Source organism: Vibrio sp. 10N.286.49.E11, assembly GCF_041469505.1.
Lineage (GTDB): Bacteria > Pseudomonadota > Gammaproteobacteria > Enterobacterales > Vibrionaceae > Vibrio > Vibrio crassostreae_C.
Genome location: NZ_JBFRKQ010000025.1, coordinates 1 through 20832 on the forward strand (window position 1 = coordinate 1; position 20832 = coordinate 20832).

The 20832-nt window shown below is 45.0% G+C and carries 20 protein-coding genes and 4 pseudogenes; 16 read left to right on the plus strand and 8 right to left on the minus strand.

Annotation, left to right across the window (positions count from 1 at the left end; all coding sequences use genetic code 11):
- Positions 1-251 precede the first annotated feature (251 nt).
- The 4 genes from AB4167_RS03960 (at position 252) to AB4167_RS03975 (ending at position 2140) form a co-directional block, all read left to right on the plus strand.
- Positions 252-608 (plus strand): DUF6404 family protein, encoded by a 357-nt coding sequence (locus AB4167_RS03960; protein ID WP_017060183.1) that lies wholly within the window; start codon positions 252-254, stop codon positions 606-608.
- A 115-nt stretch (positions 609-723) separates the two neighbouring features.
- A complete protein-coding gene (locus AB4167_RS03965; protein ID WP_017072146.1) occupies positions 724-1380 on the plus strand; it encodes a hypothetical protein in 657 nt (218 codons plus the stop codon).
- Between the two features lie 194 nt (positions 1381-1574).
- On the plus strand, positions 1575-1856 hold the full coding sequence (locus AB4167_RS03970) for a type II toxin-antitoxin system Phd/YefM family antitoxin (protein WP_011080399.1): 282 nt from the start codon (positions 1575-1577) through the stop codon (positions 1854-1856).
- Positions 1853-2140, plus strand: a complete 288-nt coding sequence (locus AB4167_RS03975) for a type II toxin-antitoxin system RelE/ParE family toxin (RefSeq protein ID WP_017064044.1) — start codon at positions 1853-1855, stop codon at positions 2138-2140. The genes AB4167_RS03970 and AB4167_RS03975 overlap by 4 nt, the downstream gene beginning before the upstream one ends.
- 149 nt (positions 2141-2289) lie before the next feature.
- Here AB4167_RS03975 and AB4167_RS03980 read toward each other — a convergent pair whose 3' ends face one another.
- Positions 2290-2568, minus strand: a complete 279-nt coding sequence (locus AB4167_RS03980; RefSeq protein ID WP_017059447.1) for a type II toxin-antitoxin system mRNA interferase toxin, RelE/StbE family — start codon at positions 2566-2568, stop codon at positions 2290-2292.
- The gene (locus AB4167_RS03985) at positions 2565-2849 is read right to left on the minus strand and encodes a hypothetical protein (protein WP_017059448.1); all 285 of its coding nucleotides are present in this window, start codon (positions 2847-2849) and stop codon (positions 2565-2567) included. The genes AB4167_RS03980 and AB4167_RS03985 overlap by 4 nt, the downstream gene beginning before the upstream one ends.
- A gap of 185 nt (positions 2850-3034) precedes the next feature.
- Here AB4167_RS03985 and AB4167_RS03990 point away from each other — a divergent pair, with 185 nt between their 5' ends.
- Positions 3035-3736, plus strand: coding sequence for a biotin/lipoate A/B protein ligase family protein (locus AB4167_RS03990; RefSeq protein ID WP_372136162.1), 702 nt, complete (start codon positions 3035-3037; stop codon positions 3734-3736).
- Between the two features lie 144 nt (positions 3737-3880).
- Entirely contained in the window at positions 3881-4888 is a 1008-nt protein-coding gene (locus AB4167_RS03995; protein ID WP_017059450.1) for a LacI family DNA-binding transcriptional regulator, read from the plus strand.
- A gap of 73 nt (positions 4889-4961) precedes the next feature.
- Here the strand turns inward: AB4167_RS03995 and edd are convergent.
- Positions 4962-6551 (minus strand): annotated as a pseudogene (edd, locus tag AB4167_RS04000) (phosphogluconate dehydratase); the annotation flags it as partial.
- Here edd and AB4167_RS04005 point away from each other — a divergent pair.
- Positions 6534-6800: pseudogene (locus tag AB4167_RS04005) on the plus strand (family 1 glycosylhydrolase); the annotation flags it as partial. The pseudogenes edd and AB4167_RS04005 sit on opposite strands and share 18 nt — an antisense overlap.
- 31 nt (positions 6801-6831) lie before the next feature.
- Positions 6832-7449, plus strand: a complete 618-nt coding sequence (locus AB4167_RS04010; RefSeq protein ID WP_102398561.1) for a bifunctional 4-hydroxy-2-oxoglutarate aldolase/2-dehydro-3-deoxy-phosphogluconate aldolase — start codon at positions 6832-6834, stop codon at positions 7447-7449.
- Positions 7450-7539: 90 nt separating this feature from the next.
- Here AB4167_RS04010 and AB4167_RS04015 read toward each other — a convergent pair whose 3' ends face one another.
- From AB4167_RS04015 to AB4167_RS04025, 3 genes and pseudogenes are all read right to left on the minus strand, one after another.
- Positions 7540-8415: a radical SAM protein gene (locus tag AB4167_RS04015; protein WP_017087617.1), complete on the minus strand. Its 876-nt coding sequence runs from the start codon at positions 8413-8415 to the stop codon at positions 7540-7542.
- Between the two features lie 208 nt (positions 8416-8623).
- Positions 8624-9445 carry an SDR family NAD(P)-dependent oxidoreductase gene (locus AB4167_RS04020; RefSeq protein ID WP_372136163.1) on the minus strand — a complete coding sequence of 274 codons (822 nt, stop codon included), beginning with the start codon at positions 9443-9445 and terminating at the stop codon, positions 8624-8626.
- Positions 9446-9655: 210 nt separating this feature from the next.
- Positions 9656-9814: pseudogene (locus AB4167_RS04025) on the minus strand (enoyl-CoA hydratase/isomerase family protein); the annotation flags it as partial.
- 446 nt (positions 9815-10260) lie between these two features.
- On the opposite strand from AB4167_RS04025, the gene AB4167_RS04030 reads away from it, so the two are divergent.
- Positions 10261-11634, plus strand: a complete 1374-nt coding sequence (locus tag AB4167_RS04030) for an MATE family efflux transporter (RefSeq protein ID WP_372136164.1) — start codon at positions 10261-10263, stop codon at positions 11632-11634.
- A 9-nt stretch (positions 11635-11643) separates the two neighbouring features.
- Positions 11644-12054, plus strand: a complete 411-nt coding sequence (locus tag AB4167_RS04035; RefSeq protein WP_372136165.1) for a LysR family transcriptional regulator — start codon at positions 11644-11646, stop codon at positions 12052-12054.
- A gap of 127 nt (positions 12055-12181) precedes the next feature.
- Here AB4167_RS04035 and AB4167_RS04040 read toward each other — a convergent pair.
- Positions 12182-14144 (minus strand): annotated as a pseudogene (locus AB4167_RS04040) (alkyl/aryl-sulfatase).
- A 188-nt stretch (positions 14145-14332) separates the two neighbouring features.
- On the opposite strand from AB4167_RS04040, the gene AB4167_RS04045 reads away from it, so the two are divergent.
- A complete protein-coding gene (locus AB4167_RS04045) occupies positions 14333-15235 on the plus strand; it encodes a LysR family transcriptional regulator (RefSeq protein ID WP_017059462.1) in 903 nt (300 codons plus the stop codon).
- On the opposite strand, the gene AB4167_RS04050 is transcribed toward AB4167_RS04045, so the two are convergent.
- Positions 15232-16131 (minus strand): DMT family transporter, encoded by a 900-nt coding sequence (locus AB4167_RS04050; protein WP_017059463.1) that lies wholly within the window; start codon positions 16129-16131, stop codon positions 15232-15234. The genes AB4167_RS04045 and AB4167_RS04050 overlap by 4 nt on opposite strands.
- A 187-nt stretch (positions 16132-16318) precedes the next feature.
- On the opposite strand from AB4167_RS04050, the gene AB4167_RS04055 reads away from it, so the two are divergent.
- The 5 genes from AB4167_RS04055 (at position 16319) to AB4167_RS04075 (ending at position 20754) form a co-directional block, all read left to right on the plus strand.
- Positions 16319-16708, plus strand: coding sequence for a VOC family protein (locus AB4167_RS04055; protein WP_372136166.1), 390 nt, complete (start codon positions 16319-16321; stop codon positions 16706-16708).
- A gap of 51 nt (positions 16709-16759) precedes the next feature.
- Positions 16760-17284 carry a hypothetical protein gene (locus tag AB4167_RS04060; RefSeq protein WP_372136185.1) on the plus strand — a complete coding sequence of 175 codons (525 nt, stop codon included), beginning with the start codon at positions 16760-16762 and terminating at the stop codon, positions 17282-17284.
- 169 nt (positions 17285-17453) lie between these two features.
- Positions 17454-18893, plus strand: a complete 1440-nt coding sequence (locus AB4167_RS04065; RefSeq protein ID WP_372136167.1) for a 6-phospho-beta-glucosidase — start codon at positions 17454-17456, stop codon at positions 18891-18893.
- Positions 18894-18992: 99 nt separating this feature from the next.
- Entirely contained in the window at positions 18993-19991 is a 999-nt protein-coding gene (locus tag AB4167_RS04070; protein WP_372136168.1) for a LacI family DNA-binding transcriptional regulator, read from the plus strand.
- 202 nt (positions 19992-20193) lie between these two features.
- Positions 20194-20754, plus strand: coding sequence for a sugar O-acetyltransferase (locus AB4167_RS04075; protein WP_017064028.1), 561 nt, complete (start codon positions 20194-20196; stop codon positions 20752-20754).
- Positions 20755-20832 lie beyond the last annotated feature (78 nt).

The following is a 20832-nucleotide window of genomic DNA, read 5'->3' on the forward strand; positions in this document are numbered from 1 at the left end:
TCAACGCCGTGAATACTGAACACATTCTTGGCAAGGTCAACGCCAATAGTTTGAATGGTGGACATAGTAACCTCCAGTTCTTCAGCGTGTACTAAGTAAGTATGGCACGCAGAGTGTCAGGTAGAGGGAGTCCATATCATTCGTTATGGCGCAGTCAGACTTTGAAGTCAGTCGCAGCACTTCAATCATAATTCTCGATAAACTTTGTAAAGTCCTAGAGTTAAAACTAGCGTGCGCATAGCGAGGTGAAGATGGAAAAGGCAGAGTTCATTCAAAAACACCTAATTGAGAAGGGTGTCCCTGCAGATTTAACTAAGCCAACAGGGTTTATTTGGTCTAGATATAAAGACCCTTCCCAAAAGCCTCTAGCTTTTCAATCTCCTGCAAAAATACTCATAACCCATGGTTTATTTATGGGGCTATTATGGGGAGCGTTGATGTGGGTGTTTTTTTGGCATTCAGAGCCAAGTAATTGGGTAACGTATCTTGTCTCAGCATCTCTATTTGGTATTTGTATGGGACTTATCAACGTATTTCGCACCATTAAGGCTCGAAAGCTTTTGGGCGAAACAAACTGGGAAAAGTGGTGTCAGCAACACTACAAGTAAAGCGCCATAACAAGACGCTAAACAGTGACCCGTAACGCGTGGCATTTTTGCTTCGCAAAAGTGTATGCCACGGTTTCGGGCACGTTAGCTTGGCGTTAGCTCACATGAGGAAGTTGTGAAGGTTATTGAAAAAATCCTTATATGGTCGTTCTTAGTTATTGCGGTACTTCTATTGTTTAAATCATCGGATGAACCGTTGATTTCTTTATTATCGGATACCTTTTTAGGGACGGTGTTTTACAAATTTGAGTTGGGGAACTCAATCATATTTAACCTATGTGTAGGTTATATAGTCAGTTTGTTTTTTTACTTGTTGGTTGTTGTGATACCAGAGAAACGAAAACAAAAAGAACTCACTAAGGAGTTAGGGCAAGTCGTATCATTTATGCTTGAGGCATTTTTTCTTGATCGAAGAGACTTCAGTATTGTTTTTCACTGGAGTAAACATGCGATTCATTGTAAAAATATCGATGAGCACCTAAAACAATTTGACCGATTTAAAAAAGATGCTAGCTATAAACGATTAGGAGAAATGAAAGCAATTTGTTTGGTTCAGTCAGCCCATGCGATATTACCAACTTTTGAACAGCTAGTTCCAGTCGCATTTCAAATATCATATAAGCACGCGATGTTATGGATCAGTTTAACTAACTCAATACGACAAATAGCATCGTTAAGTGATGTGAGAGTAGAGGATAGAGATTGGGGTGTATTGGATCTAAATTTGGAAGAATTTGTAGTATATGTAGGTCAGTTTTACGATGTGAGCTAACAAGCATTTAAGACTGATTCGCAACGCGTGGCATTTTTATTATGCGTTGCGTTCAGTGTTTAAGGCGGTATACGGTAGCATCGGTATTGCGTTGCTCACACCTTAACAGGGCTATAACACAAAATCAGGCTATTGCTCAAAATTGCTATTTGAACTATTATTTGTACATTAAATTGTACCATAGGGAGTTCAACATGAGCCGCATCCATTTTGATCAAGATATTCAGCCTTTGTCTGAATTTCGTGCTGGCGTGACGTCATTTATTAAACAGATTAACGAAACTCGCAGACCACTAGTTATCACACAACGTGGTAAGGGTGTTGCGGTTGTCCTTGATGTTGCAGAATATGAAGCAATGCAAGAGAAGATCGAGTTACTGGAAGAAATGCGTACTGCTGAAGCACAATTAGCTTCAGGTTTAGGTGTTTCCAATGAAGACGCTCGTGCTCAAGTATTGGGGCGCATTAAGAAATGAAAGTAGTCTGGTCACCACTAGCATTACAAAAGTTAGGTGATGCAGCCGAGTTTATTTCACTGGATAATCCAGTGGCGGCAGAAAACTGGGTTAATGAGGTTTTTGATAAAACTGATTTACTCTCAAGTATGCCTGACATGGGGCGAATGGTTCCTGAGCTGCCTCATACCAATTACCGTGAAATTTTGTTTGGTCACTATCGAATCATATATAGCCTCAGCCATGAAATTCGCGTCCTTACAGTACGAAATTGTCGTCAGATACTAACGGAAAGTGACGTGTAGCAATTGTGTTATAACAAGCAATTTAAGAGGGATTCACAACGCTTGGCACTTTTGCTCCTACTTCAAGTTAAGTGTTTATGGCACAATGCTTTAGGTTGGGTGGAGGCGTTGTTCACCCCTTAATTGGGCTAGTTGCCCAGAGGAAGTAATCAATCCATTGGGAACTTTTGTTTCTGGTGGAGTACGCGCATAATTCGGATAATGTCGCCTTCGATCCAATAGGAGACGATCATTGAAATCTCAGGAATTATAAGTAATCGCCCACGAATGCCGTCTCTCTGTACACCCATTAGAGGCTGCTCAAGCAAGTTTTCTACTTTTGTTTCAATGAGGTTGTCAGCGTTTTCTGCCGCATCAGGGTTGAAGTCATAGATAAACTCAAAGATCCTTTCACGATCATTGAGTGATTCTTCTTCCCATAAAATCATTGCTTACCTCGATTACGTATTCTGGCTTTGCGTTCTTCCATTCGAGATTTAGCAGTTTGGTGTTCAACGAAAACGGATTCTCCTGAGTCAAACTTCTCAAATGCTAGGTTTACTTGTTCAGTTAGCCATGCATCGTGAGATAATGTCTGTCTTTGTTGCTCAGCGAGTTGCTCAGTAAGCTCACGGCAAGCACCACTCAGTGTGCGACCTTGGCTCTCAGCCATCTGTTGAGCTAGGCGTTTTGTTTCTTCATCAACACGAAATTGAATTCTAGTGTCCATGATATATTCCTTTATTGGTGTGTGTACAAATGTTAGCACTCACCTTTGAGATGGGCAACTGACAAGCTACTATGGCGCCAATAACTAACTTTTGGTGCTATGTTTCATCGCACATAGTCCCATATCTCATCAACCATTGCAGAACGTTAAATGATAGGTCACCACAATCTGTAGAGGAAAGTGCATTGAAGTTAACCAATAAACTCGTACGTTACCCGCACATTGATGTTGATCGTGCGTTTGAAAAAGAAGCTGAATTATTGCAGCAAATTCAGGCGGGTGAGATTGGGCAAGCCTTAATGTTGTGGCAAGCAAAAGCGCCGACACTTGTTTTGCCCGCAGGTAAAAAGTGGCCTGTGACCGTAGAGTCTAGAAAACAACTCGCGGCACAAGGTTGGCAACTCACCTCACGTAAAACAGGCGGCGCTCCCGTTCCCCAACTGCCGGGGATCATTAACTTATCGCACATTTACCATTGGCCTCGTGATGAAGCCTACAACATCCAAAAAGCGTATCTACATCTGTGCAATATCTTAACCCTGTTTTTTAAAGAACTGGGTATCGATGTGGATGTACACGCGACTCCCGGTTCTTATTGCGATGGTGATTACAATCTCAATATCAACAAACAAAAAATAGTGGGCACTGCGCAGCGTGTTTTGCTTAAACAAGGGGGCGGCCAAATTGTACTTTCGCAAGCCTGTATCTTGTTGGATGTCGACTTAGAGAACATCGTTGCACCCGTAAATTTTTATAATCAAGTTTGTGACAATCCAACCGTGGTGGACGCGCAAGTTCATACTCCGTTGTCCGCACATCTGACAACTCTACCCAACGTAGACTCACTCTTTCAGCAGTTAAGCCAAGCTTTCATCAAGCATGCGTGATACCAACCTTTCGTTAACGCCAAACTAATTTGCCGATGGTAGAACGATTTCAATACTATGTGTCGATGACAACGAATGGGTTGAACTTGAGGCGGTGAGAACTTTATAATGTTACTTGTAACATAATAAAGAGTTCAAATAGTTATGACAGAACAGCAGAAGAAAACTCGAACCACACTTCAAGATGTTGCAGACAAAGTGGGGGTCACAAAGATGACCGTCTCTCGTTACATGCGCAATCCCGATTCAGTCGCAGCCAAAACTCGCGTTAAAATTGCAGCGGTTATTGAAGAGATGGGATACATCGAAAACAAAGCGCCAGCTATGCTCTCTAAATCGTCGAGTAAAGCGATCGGTATTTTGCTCCCTTCGTTATCAAACCAAATCTTTGCCGCGTTTGTTCAAGGTATCGAAACGGTTACTAAAGAGAATGGCTACGAGACGTTGCTTGCTCACTTTAGCTATGATGCTGTGGAAGAAGAGGAAAAGATTGCTTCGCTGCTTTCGTATCAAGTTGATGGGTTGATATTGACGGAAAGCCACCACACCCCCCGCACGTTACAGATGATCAAGAATTCAGGTGTTTCTGTTGTTGAAACGATGGAACTCCCAACCAATCCGATCGATATGGTTGTTGGCTTGGACCATATTGATGCTTCTTACCATGTCGTGAAGCGAATGATTGAAGCTGGTAAACGCTCTATTGCTTACTTTGGCGCTCGATTGGATGCGCGAACCAAGTTGCGTTTGCAAGGCTATGACAAAGCGATGTATGAGGCTGGATTAGAGCCTAAACACGTGTTGACTGAACAGCACTCTAACTTCTCTTTGGCTGAAGATCTGCTTGATCGCGCTCTTGCGGATTACCCAGATCTAGATGGCGTGTTCTGCACCAATGATGACATCGCGATAGGTACCTTGCTCATTGCCCAGCAACGTGGAATCCAAGTGCCGCAACAGCTATCTGTGGTGGGCTATAACGCGTTAGATATTGGTCAAACCATACGCCCAAAACTGACTAGCGTGGATACGCCACGTTATGAAATAGGTAAGAAAAGTGCCGAGCTACTGCTTGCCCGATTGAAAGGTGAGCCAGTCACGGAAACGGTAGTGGATATGGGCTATCGCATCACTGATGGCGAAAGCGTTTAACCAAGTATCGTGGAAACTGAAAGGGGCATCGAAATGATGCCCCTTTTGCTTTTACATTTAAGTAGTGACACAGCTAGACGATAAAACTCGCCCCTTGTTCTGCACTCGAAACGCTTTGGCGCATCACGCTAAATAGGTTGCGCCCCATGGTTTGCTGGTTGGCGTCTGCCTCAAATACCTTCGCTTGGCGAGATTGCATGTCGTTGAGGTTATTGAGTTCGCCACTCGCGCAATCTAAGCGCAGGATATCGCCTTCGCGAACAAGCCCAATAGTTCCTCCTCGAATAGCCTCTGGTGAGACATGAATCGCGGATGGGATCTTTCCTGAGGCTCCAGAAAGGCGCCCATCAGTAACCAGAGCCACTTTAAACCCTTGTTTCTGAACATTACCTAGAATCGGCATGAGCTTATGCAGTTCAGGCATACCGTTCGCAGCTGGTCCATTATTTATCACCACAACCATGCAATCTTTGTTGAGCTCACCTCGTTGATACGCAGCTTCTACCTTATGTTGGCAATCAAAAACTACCGCAGGTGCTTCTATTACACGTTGCTCTTCTGCAACCGCTGACACTTTAATCACTGCGTTGCCAAGGTTCCCTGAAAGGACTCGCGTTCCGCCTGTGCTTTGGAATACCTGTTCTTGGCCTGCAATTACCTATGCATCTGCCGACTGTTTGCACTTTTTCCACGTTAGCTTTCCATTTTCAAGCTCTGGAATACTCATTTGATCTTCAAACGAGCCAAAGGTAGGTGTGACATCTCGGTGCAGTAAGTTGGCTTGATCTAAACGGCGTAGCAGCGCGGGAACTCCGCCTGCCGTTTGGAACGCATTCATATCTGCTGGGCCGTTGGGATAAACTCGAGCAAGTAAAGGCACCACATCGGATAGATCGCTGATGTCTTGCCAAGTCAGAATAAATCCTGCTGCGCGTGCTACCGCGACCATGTGAATGCTGTGGTTGGTACTGCCACCTGATGCGAGTAGGGCAACAATGCCATTGATTAAGCTTTTAGCGGTAAAGACTTCAGAAAGTGGGCGGAAGTTTGCGGCTTGTGGTGTCATTGAAGCAATTTCAATGGCGGCATGCTGAGTGAGTGATGCGCGCAATTCAGAGTCAGGGAGAATAAACGCTGAGCCCGGAAGCATCAGCCCCATCGCTTCAAATACCAGCTGATTGGTATTGGCTGTGCCGTAAAAAGTGCAGGTGCCCGCTGAGTGATAAGCGTTGCACTCCATATCCAGTAAGGCACTTTTTCCTACCTTGCCAGCCGCGTACTCTTGGCGAATGTGTACTTTCTCATCATTGCTGATGCCCGTTGCCATCAAGCCTGCCGGAACAAAGGCAGTTGGTAGATGCGCAAAAGAGAGCGCGCCCATCAGTTGTCCTGGAGCTATCTTGTCGCAAATGCCAAGCAATAGGGTTGAATCAAACACGTTGTGACTCAGTGAAAGAGCGGTCGATTGAGCAATCAAGTCCCTTGAAAACAAAGACATATCCATGCCTGGTTGCCCTTGAGTTACCCCGTCGCACATCGCAGGAACACAGCCTGCTACTTGAGAGGTGTGGCCGAACTTAGCTAACGCCTTTTTGATCTGATCTGGATAGTGTTGATACGGCTGGTGAGCGCTTAACATATCGTTGTAAGAGCTGATTACCGCATTGATTACCTTCGTCAGCACATTGTTGCGATGCATGAAGCAATGGAAGACGGTGTACCATTGATGGGTTACACACCTTGGGGTTGTATCGATCTTGTTGCGGCGTCGACCGGAGAGATGAGCAAGCGCTATGGGTTTATCTACGTGGACAGAGACAACCTAGGCAATGGTACGTTAAATCGTATTCCTAAAAAGTCATTCCACTGGTACAAAAAAGTGATCGCAAGCAACGGCAGCGACTTGGCTTAATTTGTCTGTTTGATAATGAGAGAAATGAACAATGAAAACAATTGAACAGCGACTCAGAGATATTCGCATCGTTCCGGTGATCGCCATTAATGACGTTGCTCAGGCTGTGCCGCTTGCGAAAGTACTGGTTGAAAATGGCTTGCCTTGTGCTGAAGTGACATTTCGTACAGAAGCGGCAGCAGAGTCGATTCGTTTGATGCGTGAAGCCTACCCTGAGTTACTGATTGGCGCAGGTACTGTGCTTACTACAGATCAGGTGGATACTGCCATTGATGCGGGTGTTGATTTCATTGTTAGCCCAGGTTTGAATCCAACCACAGTCAAATACTGTCAGCAAAGAGGGGTTACGATCGTTCCTGGAGTGAATAACCCAAGCTTGGTTGAACAAGCAATGGAAATGGGGCTTAAGACACTAAAGTTCTTCCCAGCAGAGCCATCTGGCGGTGTTGCTATGTTGAAAGCGTTGACGGCTGTTTATCCGGTTAACTTTATGCCGACAGGCGGAGTAAGCCCAGCGAACGTTGAGTCTTACTTAGCACTGAAATCAGTCGTTGCCTGCGGTGGAACTTGGATGGTACCGACAGACAAAATGGACAAGGGTGATTGGGATGGAATCGCAGAATTAGTCCGAGCGGTCGGCTCCAGGTAGTTCGATAGAGAGCGACATAACTAGAAAATGAAAGGGCCAGCTGATACTGGCCCTTTTTGTGGCTGCTTCAAACGATGTAGAGGTTACTCGTTACCAAGCAAAGGTTTTAATGACGTTTTGCTTAGTGATTGGGTTATGCGCGATGTCTTGATTTATCTTGTCAAGAAACGGCTTACGAGCCTGAGGCAACATACCACGCATTGGTGAGATGTTATTGCCGTGGTCGCCCCAGTAGTAGCAATCGAAGTCTTCTAGGTTTTCGAGCAAGTATTTTTCTTCTTCCAGAATCTGCAATGGCGTTGGTAAAACAAACTCGCCACGGTTTACTTCTTTTTCCAACACCGACCCCGGTTGAACGGCTAAAGCCATCGGTGCAATTGCATCTGGCTGCATGATGTTCAGCAAGCTGGTGGTATTAATCGCATGCTCTACAGAACGTTCTTTGCCGCCAAGGCCAAAGATGAAAGAAGCCAGCACCTTGATGTCTGCTTCACGGGCTAAGTTCATACCTTCAATTGCATGCTCACGCGTCATGCGCTTTTGAATGCGTTCAAGCACAATTGGGTCACCGGACTCCAAGCCGGAATAGGCCATGCTTAAACCTGCCGACTTAATCTCTTTTAATTCAGACAAGCTCTTACGGCGAAAGTCATTGAACCCTGAATACAGAGAAATGTTCTTGATCTCTGGAAAGGTGATTTTGATGTAATCCAGAATCGAAATCAGCATCTCGGTTCGGATTGCCATTACGTTACCATCGACTAAAAAGATAGACTCTACATGCGGGTAGATTTTTCTCGCCGCATCAATATCTTCAAAGATGTCTTTGATATCTCTTACTTTGAAACGCTTATCATCAAACATCGTGCAGAAGGTACATTGGTTGTTACTGCACCCCAATGTTGTCTGGATGAGTACGCTCTCTGCTTCCATCCAAGGACGATAAACTTTACCTTCAAAACGCATAAATGCTCCTCGGCCGTAGCCTGTGTTGTTTCGACGAGGGCAAGTTTAGCAATCTGCATCTTGGGTGATAATTGGGCAAAGCGGGGAATCAGTATTAAAGAAATTTTAATAATCGAAAGAGCGCGCAGTTCTTTGTCTGTATGGATAGAACTGCGGCTTGGATCGTGTGTGGGGGGAGTGTTAGTGGTCGTTTTTTACTAATTAATGATCAGTGCGTAACGCACAGCTTTTCTTCGAGTAATTGATTAAGCACTGTCACCAGCTTGTGGTTCTTAGTGTTGTCTAATGCGTCGGCGTGCGGGTCTTTGAACAACCCAGAATCATTATCAAAATATTGACCAGAAGCGTTGGCAAACTCATCACTGAGCGCAGCACGACAAAGAATATCGGCTCCAATCGCTAGGTCGTTTCCATCAACGCCATAAGCATCTTTTACTAATTTACTGCCAAGGAAAGAGGCTGGGTTTACAGGGATAATTGCGGTGCCTTTGTCTAAAAGAGTATTGGCTAATTCGATGGACCACATCGTTAGCGCCAGCTTACTTTGCGCGTAAACCGGACCATCAAGTTCACCCGCACTCGGGCTGATTAATGCCTCTAAATCGACGGGTGCTTGGGCTGCTGAAGATAGATTGACGATACGACCTGTCGCATCAAAAAGAGGAAGCAGCTTTTGTGTCAGGAGATACGGCGCAATGGTGTTTACGACAAAACGTACATCAAGATTGTCTGGAGTGGTGATGTCCGACACCTTATACACACCTGCGTTGTTAATGAGTATATCGAGTCGTTTGTGATCGCTTTTGATTTGGGTTACGAGCGCCTCAACTTCAGAGAGCGTCGATAGGTCTGCGATGTAGCTTTCGATGATTGCATTCTTAGACAGGCGAGACAAAGCGGTCACGACTTTATTGACCTTAACTGGGTTGCGGCCATGAATCAGAACATGGTGCCCTTGCTGCGTTAGTGCTTTTGCGGTCTCTAAACCAATGCCATCCGTGGCACCTGTGATCAGAATTATTTTTTGCATATTCCGTCCTTCAAAAAATAGTTTGAACAACGTTATAACAAAGATTAATGACACATAGTTGCATTTGGCTCACAAGCTGAAGACTCAAATGTGAGTCTATGGGGCAAATAATGACCATTTTAACACTTGGTGGTTAACCGTTGGCGTTTAACGACTAAGTAAGACAATGGGTCAGTTTGTGGCTGACCCAAATTAAGAGAAGTGACCGAGTTATTTGATGTCTTGAACGTTCATAACCAGAGTTTCCCAGTTACGTTGGTTTTCCATATCGTGCTCTAGGCCTTGCTCATCGGCAATTTGGAAGCGCTTAACCGCAGGGGTTTTGCTCGTAGCTTGATACAACCAATAAGCTTCCGCTTTGAGTGCTTCGGCTTCGTCAGCATCAAAGTCTCTTGCCCTTGAACATTCACAGTACCGAAGTCAAAAGTGACGGTAAGAATCCCATCCTCGGCTTGAGCTTTAAACGTTGTATAACCTTGATATGCCATTTCCATATTCCTTCTGAGAGATTTCATTTCAGCCTATTCAGTGTGAATGCGACCTAAATTCAGGCTAACGAGGAATGTTCGAACCAACAATTAACCATTAAACGAAACACTATTAACGAATTATTAAGAGTGTTGGCGGGTTTTATAATTTCAATTTATTCAGTCTCTTAGATGGATATTTTAACGTTGAAGGTATCTTGCTAATTCGATTGTCAACGAAATCTAAAAACTCATTCCTTGTTTGGTGCTCTTATCCTTTTCATTTAGCTTCGTATACTGCTCAACTAGGTAATTAGCCCCAAGGTACAGACAAGAGTGAACCGACTTATGCAGATGAGATCCGCGACTTTGAAAACCATCATTGAGAAAACGCTGCCACTGACGCTGGGTGTGTTTGCGATCATGATGGTTCAATTGGTCGATTCGATCTTTATTGGTCAGCTAGGGGTGAATGAGTTGGCGGTTCACGGTATCACCTTGCCATTTCAAGCAGCGTTTACCGGGGTTCAAGTGGGCATCGGTGTGGCGGCAACGTCCATTATTTCTCAAGCGGTAGGGGCAAAAGAACAACGTAAATCTACTTCAATTGCGACGCTGTCGGTTGGATTTGGAGTGTTGGTGATTGCTTTGATCTGCATAGGGCTGATTGTTTTTAGCGATTCTGTTTTTGCGTCGTTTGTGAATGATGTCTCTGACGCTCAATACCAATCCATGCTGTCTATTTTTAATGTGTACTGGCCACTGTGGTTGTTCAGTGCATTGATGGTGGCGGTGCTTTATCTGGCCACCTGCGTTTATCGTGCCAATGGCGATACCAAAACAACCGGAAGCATGTTCTTGGCTGCTAGCGTGATTAACCTAATTCTCGACCCTATTCTGATCTTTGGATTGGATATGGGCATCGCAGGGGCGGCGATCGCATCGAGCATTGGCTACGCATTCGGCGCAATCTACATGCTAATCAAGTCTCGCGGCAAAGGTTGGTTTGGCTTCAATGGCGCGTGCAGTAACCGAATCAAAGGCTACAGTTTTGAGTTATTCAAGACGGTAATGCCAACCACTGCGAATCAGATATTACCTGCGGTCAGCGCGTTCTTCTCAATGCTATTGATTGCGAGAATCGGAACCGATGAGATGGCTTTTTGGAGCTTACTCGTCCGTGTTGAAAGTTTTATGCTGGTGTTTTCTCTTGCTCTGACGATGTCTATCCCGCCTATGATTGGTCGTTACATAGGGGCGCAGCAGCGATGCAAAATCCCTGAGCTATTGAATACAACAGCGAAGTTCTTATTGGTTTTCCACACCGTGATGGCAACATTGTTGGCGCTGTTTAGTGGCTGGATTATTCCTGTTATCTCGGAAGAACAAAGCATACGCAGCTGGTTTGAAGTGACCTTGTTATTTATACCGTTCAGCTATGGGCCGCTTGGGCTTTGCATGTTGGTTGCGTCGGTCTTTAATGCCTTGGGTGTGCCGCGTAAAGCTTTGAATGTCTCTTTCCTACGCTTGTTTGTTTTCTACATTCCCGCTTTATGGATCGGCTCGATAACCGGAGACATGGTCAATGCGGTTATTGCTGCGACAGTCGCCAATGTTTTAGCGGGCGCTTTTGCATGGTTTAAGCTTAATGCCTATATTAAAACTCACATTATTCCCCGTGCCGCTGCGGCCAATAAGCAGCGTGTACTCAGCGCAGGCTAGCCATTATTGATGAACATTGAACATCTAAAATTGTTTGTGCGACTCGCGTCTACGCACAATATAGGTCAAGCAGGACAAGAGCTTGGGTTGTCACCTCCGGTAGCCAGTATTCATATCGGAAAACTCGAAGAGAGCCTAGGTGCTATCCGCGTCGATCACGGTGAAGCGGTAAGGGATGTATGTGTCGATGGCTTGGGCATTGCCATATGCGCGAGTTGGATAGCATACAAGCAGCTCGCGGAAGGTTCGCTGGTTGAGGTGTTGCCGGATTACCCTTTAAAGGATGAGGCGGCTATCTGGGCGGTATACCCGAGTGCTCAGTTACTTGCACCAAAGGTGCGCGTATTTATCGATTACTTTGTTCAATATTATGGTTCACCTTCTTATTGGGATTGCGACGTAAACGGGCAAACTCAATAGCGATTCAGAAGCATATATTGAGAACAAATAAGAAAGCCCCAACCAAAAGGGAGGGGCTTGTTTTTATGTTCTTTATAGAACGTTTTTCTAGCTAACTGCTGTTGTTTTTATTTAGTGTATCCGGCGTTTAATGAGCGTGTACCGCTGAATCTTGGTATAGCTCTGCATCAACTTCTTCGCCTTTACTTGGGCGCGGTACAATCTCAAAAGAGGTGTCAGCTTCTGTCAGTGAAGACAGCAGTTTGTTAAGTGATGTCTTATCACCTTTCACGCCTGCTTGTCCGTCTTCTAACAGTTTTCCTAGGTTTGTTTTCTTAAGCACGATGTCAGACACGTCAGACTTATTGATGATCAGTGTTGTATCGGCGTCTTGTAGCTCGCTCACTTGAATATTGTTCAGGTTACCGTTAGACATTTCAACGTAGTAGAACTCTTGCACGTCTGGTAGCTGAATATTCAACGTAAATGGTGTTTCTTGTGCTTTTAGCGAATCCACTTTAACTGCTAAGTAATCCAACAAGTTCTCAATGGTCATGTTCGCTAACACATCCGGAGATGCAGTCTTTGGTGCGCCCGGTTGTGTGCCAATGCGAAGCTCTTGAGCGCCGGTTAGGTAGATGTTTCTCCAACCTGCACCTTCTGATTGATAACCCAACTGCTCGTATGTATCTGCCAATAAGCCACGTGCAACTTTGTTCTCTGGCTCAGCTTGAATCACCTTATTCAGTGCTGTTGCAATGAAGCGGTATTCACCTTCTTGGAAATCTTGCTGCGCTTTTTCAATCACAGCGTCGCTGCCGCCCATGTACTCAACAAACTTCACTGACTCTGGCTTGATTGGTAGCGGGTTTAGGTTAGCTGGGTTCATGTCGAAGTAACCAAGATACATGTTGTACACAGCGCGAGCATTGTGAGAGTAAGTACCGTGGTAACCGTTGGTGTGCCAAGACTGTTGGATGCTGTCTGGCATGACCTTGTAAATCTCGTCACCGATGTCTTGCAGAACCACGCCGTTATTGGCTAAGCGAAGCGTTTGGTTATGAGTAAAACCGTAAGCGTCACGCTGCATTTTTAGGTAATCAGAGATCTCTTGTTCGCCCCAGATTGGCGATGAGTGAGACGCAAACAACACCTCTGTTTCTTCACCCCAAGTGATTAACATCTCGTTGATCTTCTTAGACCATTTCAGAGGCCGCTTCGGTACCTGAAGCATCCATGAATTGCATTTCTAGGCCGTCGATAACCAGAGTTTCAATCTCTTCGTTATGGTTCAGCTCGTAGTCTGGCAGTACGTAAGTAATGCTACCGGTTGATAGGCCTTTCGACAGTGCAGCATCAACAATACCGTGCTCGTGTCGGTTCAGGGTTGCACCATACTGATAAGCGGTACGACGAGACATTGCATTACCCGCCAATACGTTTTCGTCGACGATCTCTTTAGTAATGTTTTTCGAACCGTACACTTTTACATCTGGGTATGCGTCTTTGATTGCTCTTGCGCCACCAAAGTGATCAGCGTGCGAGTGAGAGTAAATCATAGCAACGACGGGCAGTTCGCCGCCATCAGGCACATTGCTCTTGAAGAATTTGAGTGATTTAGCGGCCGCTTCTTTGGTAAGAAGAACGTCGTAAGCGATCCAACCGTTGTCACTACGAATGAAAGAGATAGACGCTAAGTCAGCACCTCGAACTTGGTAAACTTTACCCGGAACAACTTCATATAAGCCTTCTGCTGCTTGGTTCAATACCGCTTGGCGCCACAGTGAAGGGTTTACTGAATCTGGTGCTTGGTCTGCATTCGTCACACTTGGGTCGATAAAGTTAAAGCTATTGCGAATGATGTCGCCCGTCTCTTGGTCGAAGCTAGCAATAAGACCCTTGTTGTTATTGTCGAAAGCGCGAGTGTCGGCAAAGTTCAGTGTTTTTGCGAACTCTTGGTTTGCTTTGGTCGTCATCTCGGTTGCGCTTTTGCCACCTTGATCGCCAATTTCGCTGAAGTGTGCGTGGTCATGGTTAGCTGCAACTGCAGGGAATACGAGCGAGATAGCTAGGAACAGTGATGCATTTTTGAACGTGCGTGAAGTCGTCATAAGAGCCTCTTCATTTCAGAATTTTGTTTCGTTGAGGCGATTATAGGAATAAGACATATAGCAAAAAATAAAGTAAGCTTTATTTAATACATCACGATTGGCTATGTATTGAATCATGCAATGGTTGGGCGACGAAGACGAATCCTGACCTATGATTGATTAAGACCACATTGACAGGGAGAGTAACGGTGAGCGACGTGGAAAAGTTGGATTTAAATCTATTGAGCGTGTTCTTAGAAGTGTATCGATTAAAGTCGATCACGCTTGCATCAGAATCGCTTGGTATGACTCAGCCTGGGGTTAGTGGGGCATTGAAGCGATTGCAATCTCAGCTTGATACCGACCTGTTTATTCGTGAAGGGCGTGGGATTATTCCGACTAACGCTGCGGTGCAATTGGCAGACCGAGTAGAGCCTGCTCTAGAAGGGATAAGCAGCGCAGTAAGCACTTTAAAGACATTTGATAATCAGCAGCATCATGTGTTTCGTATCCTGGTGAATGAGATTGGATTAACCAAGCTTCAACCTCTCGTCGAGCAAGATGAGACGTTGGGCAATATCTCGATTGAATTCAATATGGTGCCGAACAACGAAGAAGAATTATTGCAAGGCTTGAGCATGCAACAAGCTGATTTAGCGATTGATATCCATTACCCGCAAGTTAACGGCTACATGAAGCAGCCGATGATTGAAGATGAGTTGGTGCTGATAGCTCGAAAGGGGCATCCGAGAATCAATGGCTCTGTGACGCAAGAGCAATATTACAACGAAAAGCATGTTACTTTTAGAATGCGTCGAACCCGTTTATACACGGCAGATTATTTTACCAAGTCGCCACTGAAACAGAGAAAAGTGAGTGCCGAGTGTGACTCGCTGATGACCATGTGTGTGCTGGTATCGGGCTCAGATTGTGTCGGCAGTACATCGCGTGATTTTGCCAATCAATTTTCCGAATCCTTCCAGCTTCAAGTCCTTGATCAGCCGTTTGAAATCTTACCGATGCAGCAATACATGATTTGGCATAAAAGAACCGATTTGAACCCTGCTCATCAGTGGCTGAGAAACAAGATTCAGCAATATATGGCTGATTAACGAGCCGCTCTTGCTGCTCGTTTCTGTTTGGCGCTCTCTATCATCTTAGAAGGCGTCATTCCTGTCACCAACATGGTGCCGGTGATAACCAGAATTGAACCAACAATCGTATTGATGCCAATTGCTTCATCTAAGAATAAGTTACCCCATAGAATACCAAATACCGGAATGATGAAGGTCACGGACAGGGCTGAAGGTGCGCCGAGTTCAGAGACGAGATTGAAGTAAAGTAGATACGCTAACCCAGTACATACCGCGCCTAATAAGACAACCGATGTAGTGATCGTAACGTCGGGTGTTTCTCTCATCGGAATAAAGAATACAAACGGCAAAACCAGCAATACCGCAGCCCACATGCTGCCATGAGCATTGTTGAATGCCTCAACTTTAGGGGCTTGTTTGGTATAGTTTGACGCTATTCCGTAGCTAAAGGCCGCCATCACTGCTGCAAAGATAGGAAGCATAGCCTCACGGCCAATGTTCATCGCATCCCAACCGACTAACACGCCAACTCCTGTTACCCCAATCCCAAGTCCCAATAGAACTTTCGCCTCGAGTGCTGTTTTGGTCCATATTGCACCAATGATTGCCGCCCATATTGGCGCGGTAGAGTTCAAGATGGCGAGTGTCGAGGCGTTAAGTGTCTGCGCGGCATAAGCGAAAAGCAAAAAAGGAAGTGTGGTGTTAAACAGGCCGAGAATGAAGAAGTGTTTTGCGTGATCATGAAAAGAGAGCTTCTTTTTTAAATAGAAAGAAACTAAAAGCAGAGTAAGTGCTGCAAACAGAACTCGCGCTTCAATTAAGACTGCGGGCCCTAATGGATTGGCGGCCATTCTCATGAAAAGAAACGAGCCTCCCCATATAGCCGCAAGTAGTATCAGTTTTAAAAAGCTCACAGTTTGAATCTCAGATTGTGTAAAACCTGACTATGGAGGAAAGATAACTATTACACAAACATAGATGCCAATACTGTGCAGTTATGGACATAAAATCGAGCCCGTTAATCAGGAACAATTTCGTTCTGTTTATTGTTCCTTATTTGATGAGTAATCTAGCGTTAGACATCAAACTTAGGCAAACAAAATGAAGATTGAACACATCGCAATTTGGACCAAACAACTCGAAGTACTGAAGCGATTTTATGAAGATTATCTCGGCGCGACATTGAACTCAAAATATCACAACCCAACTAAAGGGTTTTCTTCATACTTCCTCTCGTTTGATACGGGAAGTCGTTTAGAGATTATGGAAATGGACTCTGTCCCTGAATCGAAAGACGACATCTATGACCAGTTCACAGGCTTCATTCACATGGCGATATCATTAGGTTCGGAACAGGCGGTCGATCAACTGACTCAACACTTGGTCGAAGACGGCTATGAGCGCTTAGATGGCCCAAGAAGAACAGGCGATGGCTATTATGAGAGCTGTGTACTCGATCCGGATGGTAATCGTTTGGAACTTACCGTTTAATGTAGAGACTTAATTGAGTTACTCATCTACTAACGGAACTGAGGTATGACAATGATGAAGCTTGCTGTGACTTTCCTTTTTAGTCTTGGGCTTATGGGATGTGCTACCTCAGAACCGGTGTATGAGCAGGAGGCGGACTCAAAGCCTGAACCATCACAACCCATAGGTTACCTCGGTTTTAAAGCTCACCAAGAGTGGGCGATTCAATTCAATGATTGCACGGTCTACGATTTAATCGGTGCACAACCTTACCAGTGGTTTGATCGCACTTCAGCCTCTGTGAGCTGTTATACGTTTAAGTCAAACGATGCCATCGAGCCTTTATCTGTCTATGCCGACGCAAACTTCGACAGCAATAAGCTAGCCCCGATTAACCTATTTCAAGAGCTGCAGGTATCAGAGTCTGGCTGGGGCAAGTTTCCTGCCGTCTATGAGACCAACGGTACCAATTGGCTGAAAGTCAAAGAGGGTTGGATTCACCTCACTTTAGCCGATCAGACACTCGTCCAGTTCTACCCGGGAACTCAAGACCTATCCGGCAAATCTCAGCATGATCAGTATTTTGAGCAGCATTGATCGTAATGCTGACTGTTGATTAGTCTGTAGTTCGATCAAAAAAGATCTTTCAACTATTGCTGAAACCGGTTTCAACCTGTATCTTTTCTTTTATTGAAATCGGTTTCAGAGTTGCAATGAGCTCTCTAATCCTGATCTTTTTCACGAATAACTTGTAGCGAGTAATGGTATGAACAACGAATTTCCGAACGATTTTTTATGGGGCGGTGCAGTAGCAGCGCATCAACTAGAAGGCGGCTGGGATGCGAATGGTAAAGGTGTCAGTGTTGTTGATGTATTAACAGCGGGCGCTCATGGTGTACAACGTCGAATCACCGATGGCGTGATTGATGGCGAAAACTATCCTAACCAAGTCGCAGTGGATTTCTACCATCGCTACAAAGAAGACATTAAGTTATTCGCTGAGATGGGCTTTAAGTGTTTCCGTACCAGTATCGCGTGGACGCGTATCTTCCCAAATGGCGATGAAGCTGAACCGTGTGAAGCGGGATTAGCGTTTTACGATGATCTGTTTGACGAGCTGTTGAAATACGACATTCAGCCAGTAGTGACGCTGAGCCATTTTGAAATGCCTTACCACTTAGCCAAAGAATACGGCGGTTGGATGAACCGTAAAGTGATCGATTTCTTCGTTAAGTATTCGGGCACAGTGATGGAACGCTACCAGCACAAGGTGAAGTATTGGATGACGTTCAATGAGATAAATAACCAGATGAATACTTCGGCAGATATCTTTGGCTGGTTATGCTCTGGCGTGAAGTTCCCACAATGTGAAAAGCCGCAAGAGGCGATGTATCAAGCGGTTCACCACCAGTTTGTGGCAAGTGCTTTAGTGGTTAAGAAAGGTCACGAAATTAACCCAGATCTTCAAATCGGTGCAATGTGTGCGATGGTGCCTTTCTACCCTCGTTCTTCAAAGCCAGAAGATATCATGGTGGCACAGCAAGCGATGCGTGATCGTTACTTCTTCTCGGATGTGATGGTTCGTGGTCACTACCCAAATTACGCCAAGCGTGACTGGGCAATCAAAGGCTTCAACATTGAGATGAAGCCAGAAGATGAGCAGATCCTAAAAGAAGGTAAGGCCGATTACTTAGGCTTTAGCTACTACATGTCGAATACTTTGGATTCTTCTTCGCATCAGTCGACCGATGAAGCGATGGACGGCGGTCACGAAAACTCAGTCGATAATCCGTTCATCCAGTCTAGCGATTGGGGCTGGCCAATTGATCCAACGGGTTTGCGTTTCTGTTTAGCGTCTCTGTATGAACGTTATGAAGTGCCATTGTTTATCGTTGAGAACGGTTTTGGCGCGGTTGATACCATTGAAGAAGATGGCAGCATTAATGACGACTACCGCATCGCTTACCTTGGAGACCACATCAAAGAGATGAAAAAAGCCGTTGCGATCGACGGTGTTGATTTGATGGGTTACACCCCTTGGGGCTGTATCGACTTAGTGTCGTTCACCACGGGCGAGATGAAAAAACGCTACGGATTCATTTACGTAGATAAGCATAACGATCAATCTGGCTCACTAGAACGCAAGCGAAAAAAGTCGTTTGAGTGGTATAAAGGCGTGATTGCATCTAACGGTGCCACTATTTAGAATGCATTTCCCAGCGCAGTTATGTGAACTGTGAGCTGTCATTTTGCAATGAATTAGTCGGCCTATGTCGGCTAATTTTTTATAAAGGAAGAGAAGCCAATGGTAACCATGCTTGATGTCGCGAACCGCGCAGGCGTATCTAAATCGACCGTTTCTCGTGTCTTAAATGGCAAGAACATCGTGCGCCCAGATGTGGTGAAAAAGGTATTTGATGCGATTCAAGAAACAGGTTATCGACCGAACTTGTTGGCTCAGCAATTGGCGACCAAGAAGACCAATTTCATCGGCTTTGTAATCACCAATGAGTTGTTCAATGGCCCTTACTTTTCTTCCTTGATGTATCACGCGGCTTCTTATAGCGAAAAGTCGAATCACCAACTGGTGATCACCGATGGCAAACACAGCGCTGAAGACGAAATAAAGGCGATCAACTTCCTGCTGGATATGAAGTGCGCGGGCATCATCATCTACCCACAGTGCTTAACCGAAAGTGAGATTGCAAAGATCATCGAAAGCACTGACACACCGATTCTGGTACTCAACCGGGAAATGCCGTCGAAGCCTAATCATGCCATTACCACCGACCACTATCAGAGCGCTTGTTTGATGGTTGAACACATCATCGAGCAGGGTCATACCGATATTGCTGTGATTCGTGGTAAAGCCGGTTCTTCGACCGATGAGTTGCGTTACCAAGCCTATCAAGATGTGTTAACTAAGCAGGATATTGCATTAGATGAGTCCAAAGTTGTTCAAGGTGATTGGACGATGGAGAGCGGTTATCACGCGGCTCAGGCTTTGGCAAAAAGCAGAACCACATTCACTGCTATCTTGTCTGAAAACGATGATATGGCGATTGGTGCGATTAAGGCGTTAACTGAACTTGGGTACTCATTGCCTCAAGATGTTTCGATCGTCGGCTTTGATAACAGCAAAGTGGGGGCGTTTTTAACGCCAAGCTTAACGTCTGTGAGTGTGCCATTAGAGCAAATGACGCAAAAGGCGATCCTGCAAATTGTCGGTGAAACAGAGCAAGCGACCACCATCAATACCACTGGTAGTTTGGTGTTACGTGATTCGATAGCGAAGCTAAATTAGCACTGTTCGAATTTCATATTTTACCTACAAAAAGTGACGAGATGCGCATCTCTTAAACCAAGCTCAAACACTCCTTATTCACTGTTATTTAGATGTGCGATATTGCGTTTTTGGTCGATGAATTGACCACCATTAGTTAAGTAATGTGAAGCTAGATAAGTAATATGAAAATAGCTAATTGATGTGAGAACAGGTAAGTAACGTGAAAACAGAAAAACAAAAAATGCTAGCAGGTGAACCTTATCAGGCTTGGGATAAAGAGCTTTATGCAGCTCGTATCGAATGTCGCAAGGTGCTTCAAAAACTCAATAACAGTATTCCTGGCACATCTGAATGGGAAGCAGCAACGCAAGAGCTCATTCCGGACTGTGAAAATGCGCATTTAGAACCTCCATTTCGTTGTGACTACGGCTCGAACATCAAGCTAGGCAAGAACTTCTACGCTAACTTTAACTGCGTGATTTTGGATGTGGCTGAAGTGACTATTGGCGACAATGTGCTGCTTGGTCCGAACGTTCAAATCCTGACTGCAGGTCACCCACTCGATGTGAAAGGCCGTGTAGAAGAAGGCGTTGAGTTTGGCACACCGATTAATGTTGGCAACAATGTTTGGCTTGGCGGTGGTGTAATTATCTGCCCCGGTGTCACCATTGGCGAAAACAGCGTGATTGGCGCGGGCAGTGTCGTAACCAAAGACATCCCAGCCAATGTGGTTGCAGTCGGTAATCCATGTAAAGTGCTGAAAGCGATCGATAACGAGTAATAATCAGATTGAATTGATAAAGCCCGAACCTAGGTTCGGGCTTTGTTTTTTCTATTCTTGCTAGATGCTAGATGCTAG

Excerpts from the sequence above, each read along its gene's own strand:
- AB4167_RS03960 (WP_017060183.1), top strand. The coding sequence starts at position 252 with ATGGAAAAGGCAGAGTTCATTCAAAAACACCTAATTGAGAAGGGTGTC.
- AB4167_RS03970 (WP_011080399.1), top strand. The coding sequence starts at position 1,575 with ATGAGCCGCATCCATTTTGATCAAGATATTCAGCCTTTGTCTGAATTT.
- AB4167_RS03975 (WP_017064044.1), top strand. The coding sequence starts at position 1,853 with ATGAAAGTAGTCTGGTCACCACTAGCATTACAAAAGTTAGGTGATGCA.
- AB4167_RS03980 (WP_017059447.1), bottom strand. The coding sequence starts at position 2,568 with ATGATTTTATGGGAAGAAGAATCACTCAATGATCGTGAAAGGATCTTT.
- AB4167_RS03985 (WP_017059448.1), bottom strand. The coding sequence starts at position 2,849 with ATGGACACTAGAATTCAATTTCGTGTTGATGAAGAAACAAAACGCCTA.
- AB4167_RS03995 (WP_017059450.1), top strand. The coding sequence starts at position 3,881 with ATGACAGAACAGCAGAAGAAAACTCGAACCACACTTCAAGATGTTGCA.
- AB4167_RS04010 (WP_102398561.1), top strand. The coding sequence starts at position 6,832 with ATGAAAACAATTGAACAGCGACTCAGAGATATTCGCATCGTTCCGGTG.
- AB4167_RS04015 (WP_017087617.1), bottom strand. The coding sequence starts at position 8,415 with ATGCGTTTTGAAGGTAAAGTTTATCGTCCTTGGATGGAAGCAGAGAGC.
- AB4167_RS04020 (WP_372136163.1), bottom strand. The coding sequence starts at position 9,445 with ATGCAAAAAATAATTCTGATCACAGGTGCCACGGATGGCATTGGTTTA.
- AB4167_RS04030 (WP_372136164.1), top strand. The coding sequence starts at position 10,261 with ATGCAGATGAGATCCGCGACTTTGAAAACCATCATTGAGAAAACGCTG.
- AB4167_RS04035 (WP_372136165.1), top strand. The coding sequence starts at position 11,644 with ATGAACATTGAACATCTAAAATTGTTTGTGCGACTCGCGTCTACGCAC.
- AB4167_RS04055 (WP_372136166.1), top strand. The coding sequence starts at position 16,319 with ATGAAGATTGAACACATCGCAATTTGGACCAAACAACTCGAAGTACTG.
- AB4167_RS04060 (WP_372136185.1), top strand. The coding sequence starts at position 16,760 with ATGATGAAGCTTGCTGTGACTTTCCTTTTTAGTCTTGGGCTTATGGGA.
- AB4167_RS04065 (WP_372136167.1), top strand. The coding sequence starts at position 17,454 with ATGAACAACGAATTTCCGAACGATTTTTTATGGGGCGGTGCAGTAGCA.
- AB4167_RS04070 (WP_372136168.1), top strand. The coding sequence starts at position 18,993 with ATGGTAACCATGCTTGATGTCGCGAACCGCGCAGGCGTATCTAAATCG.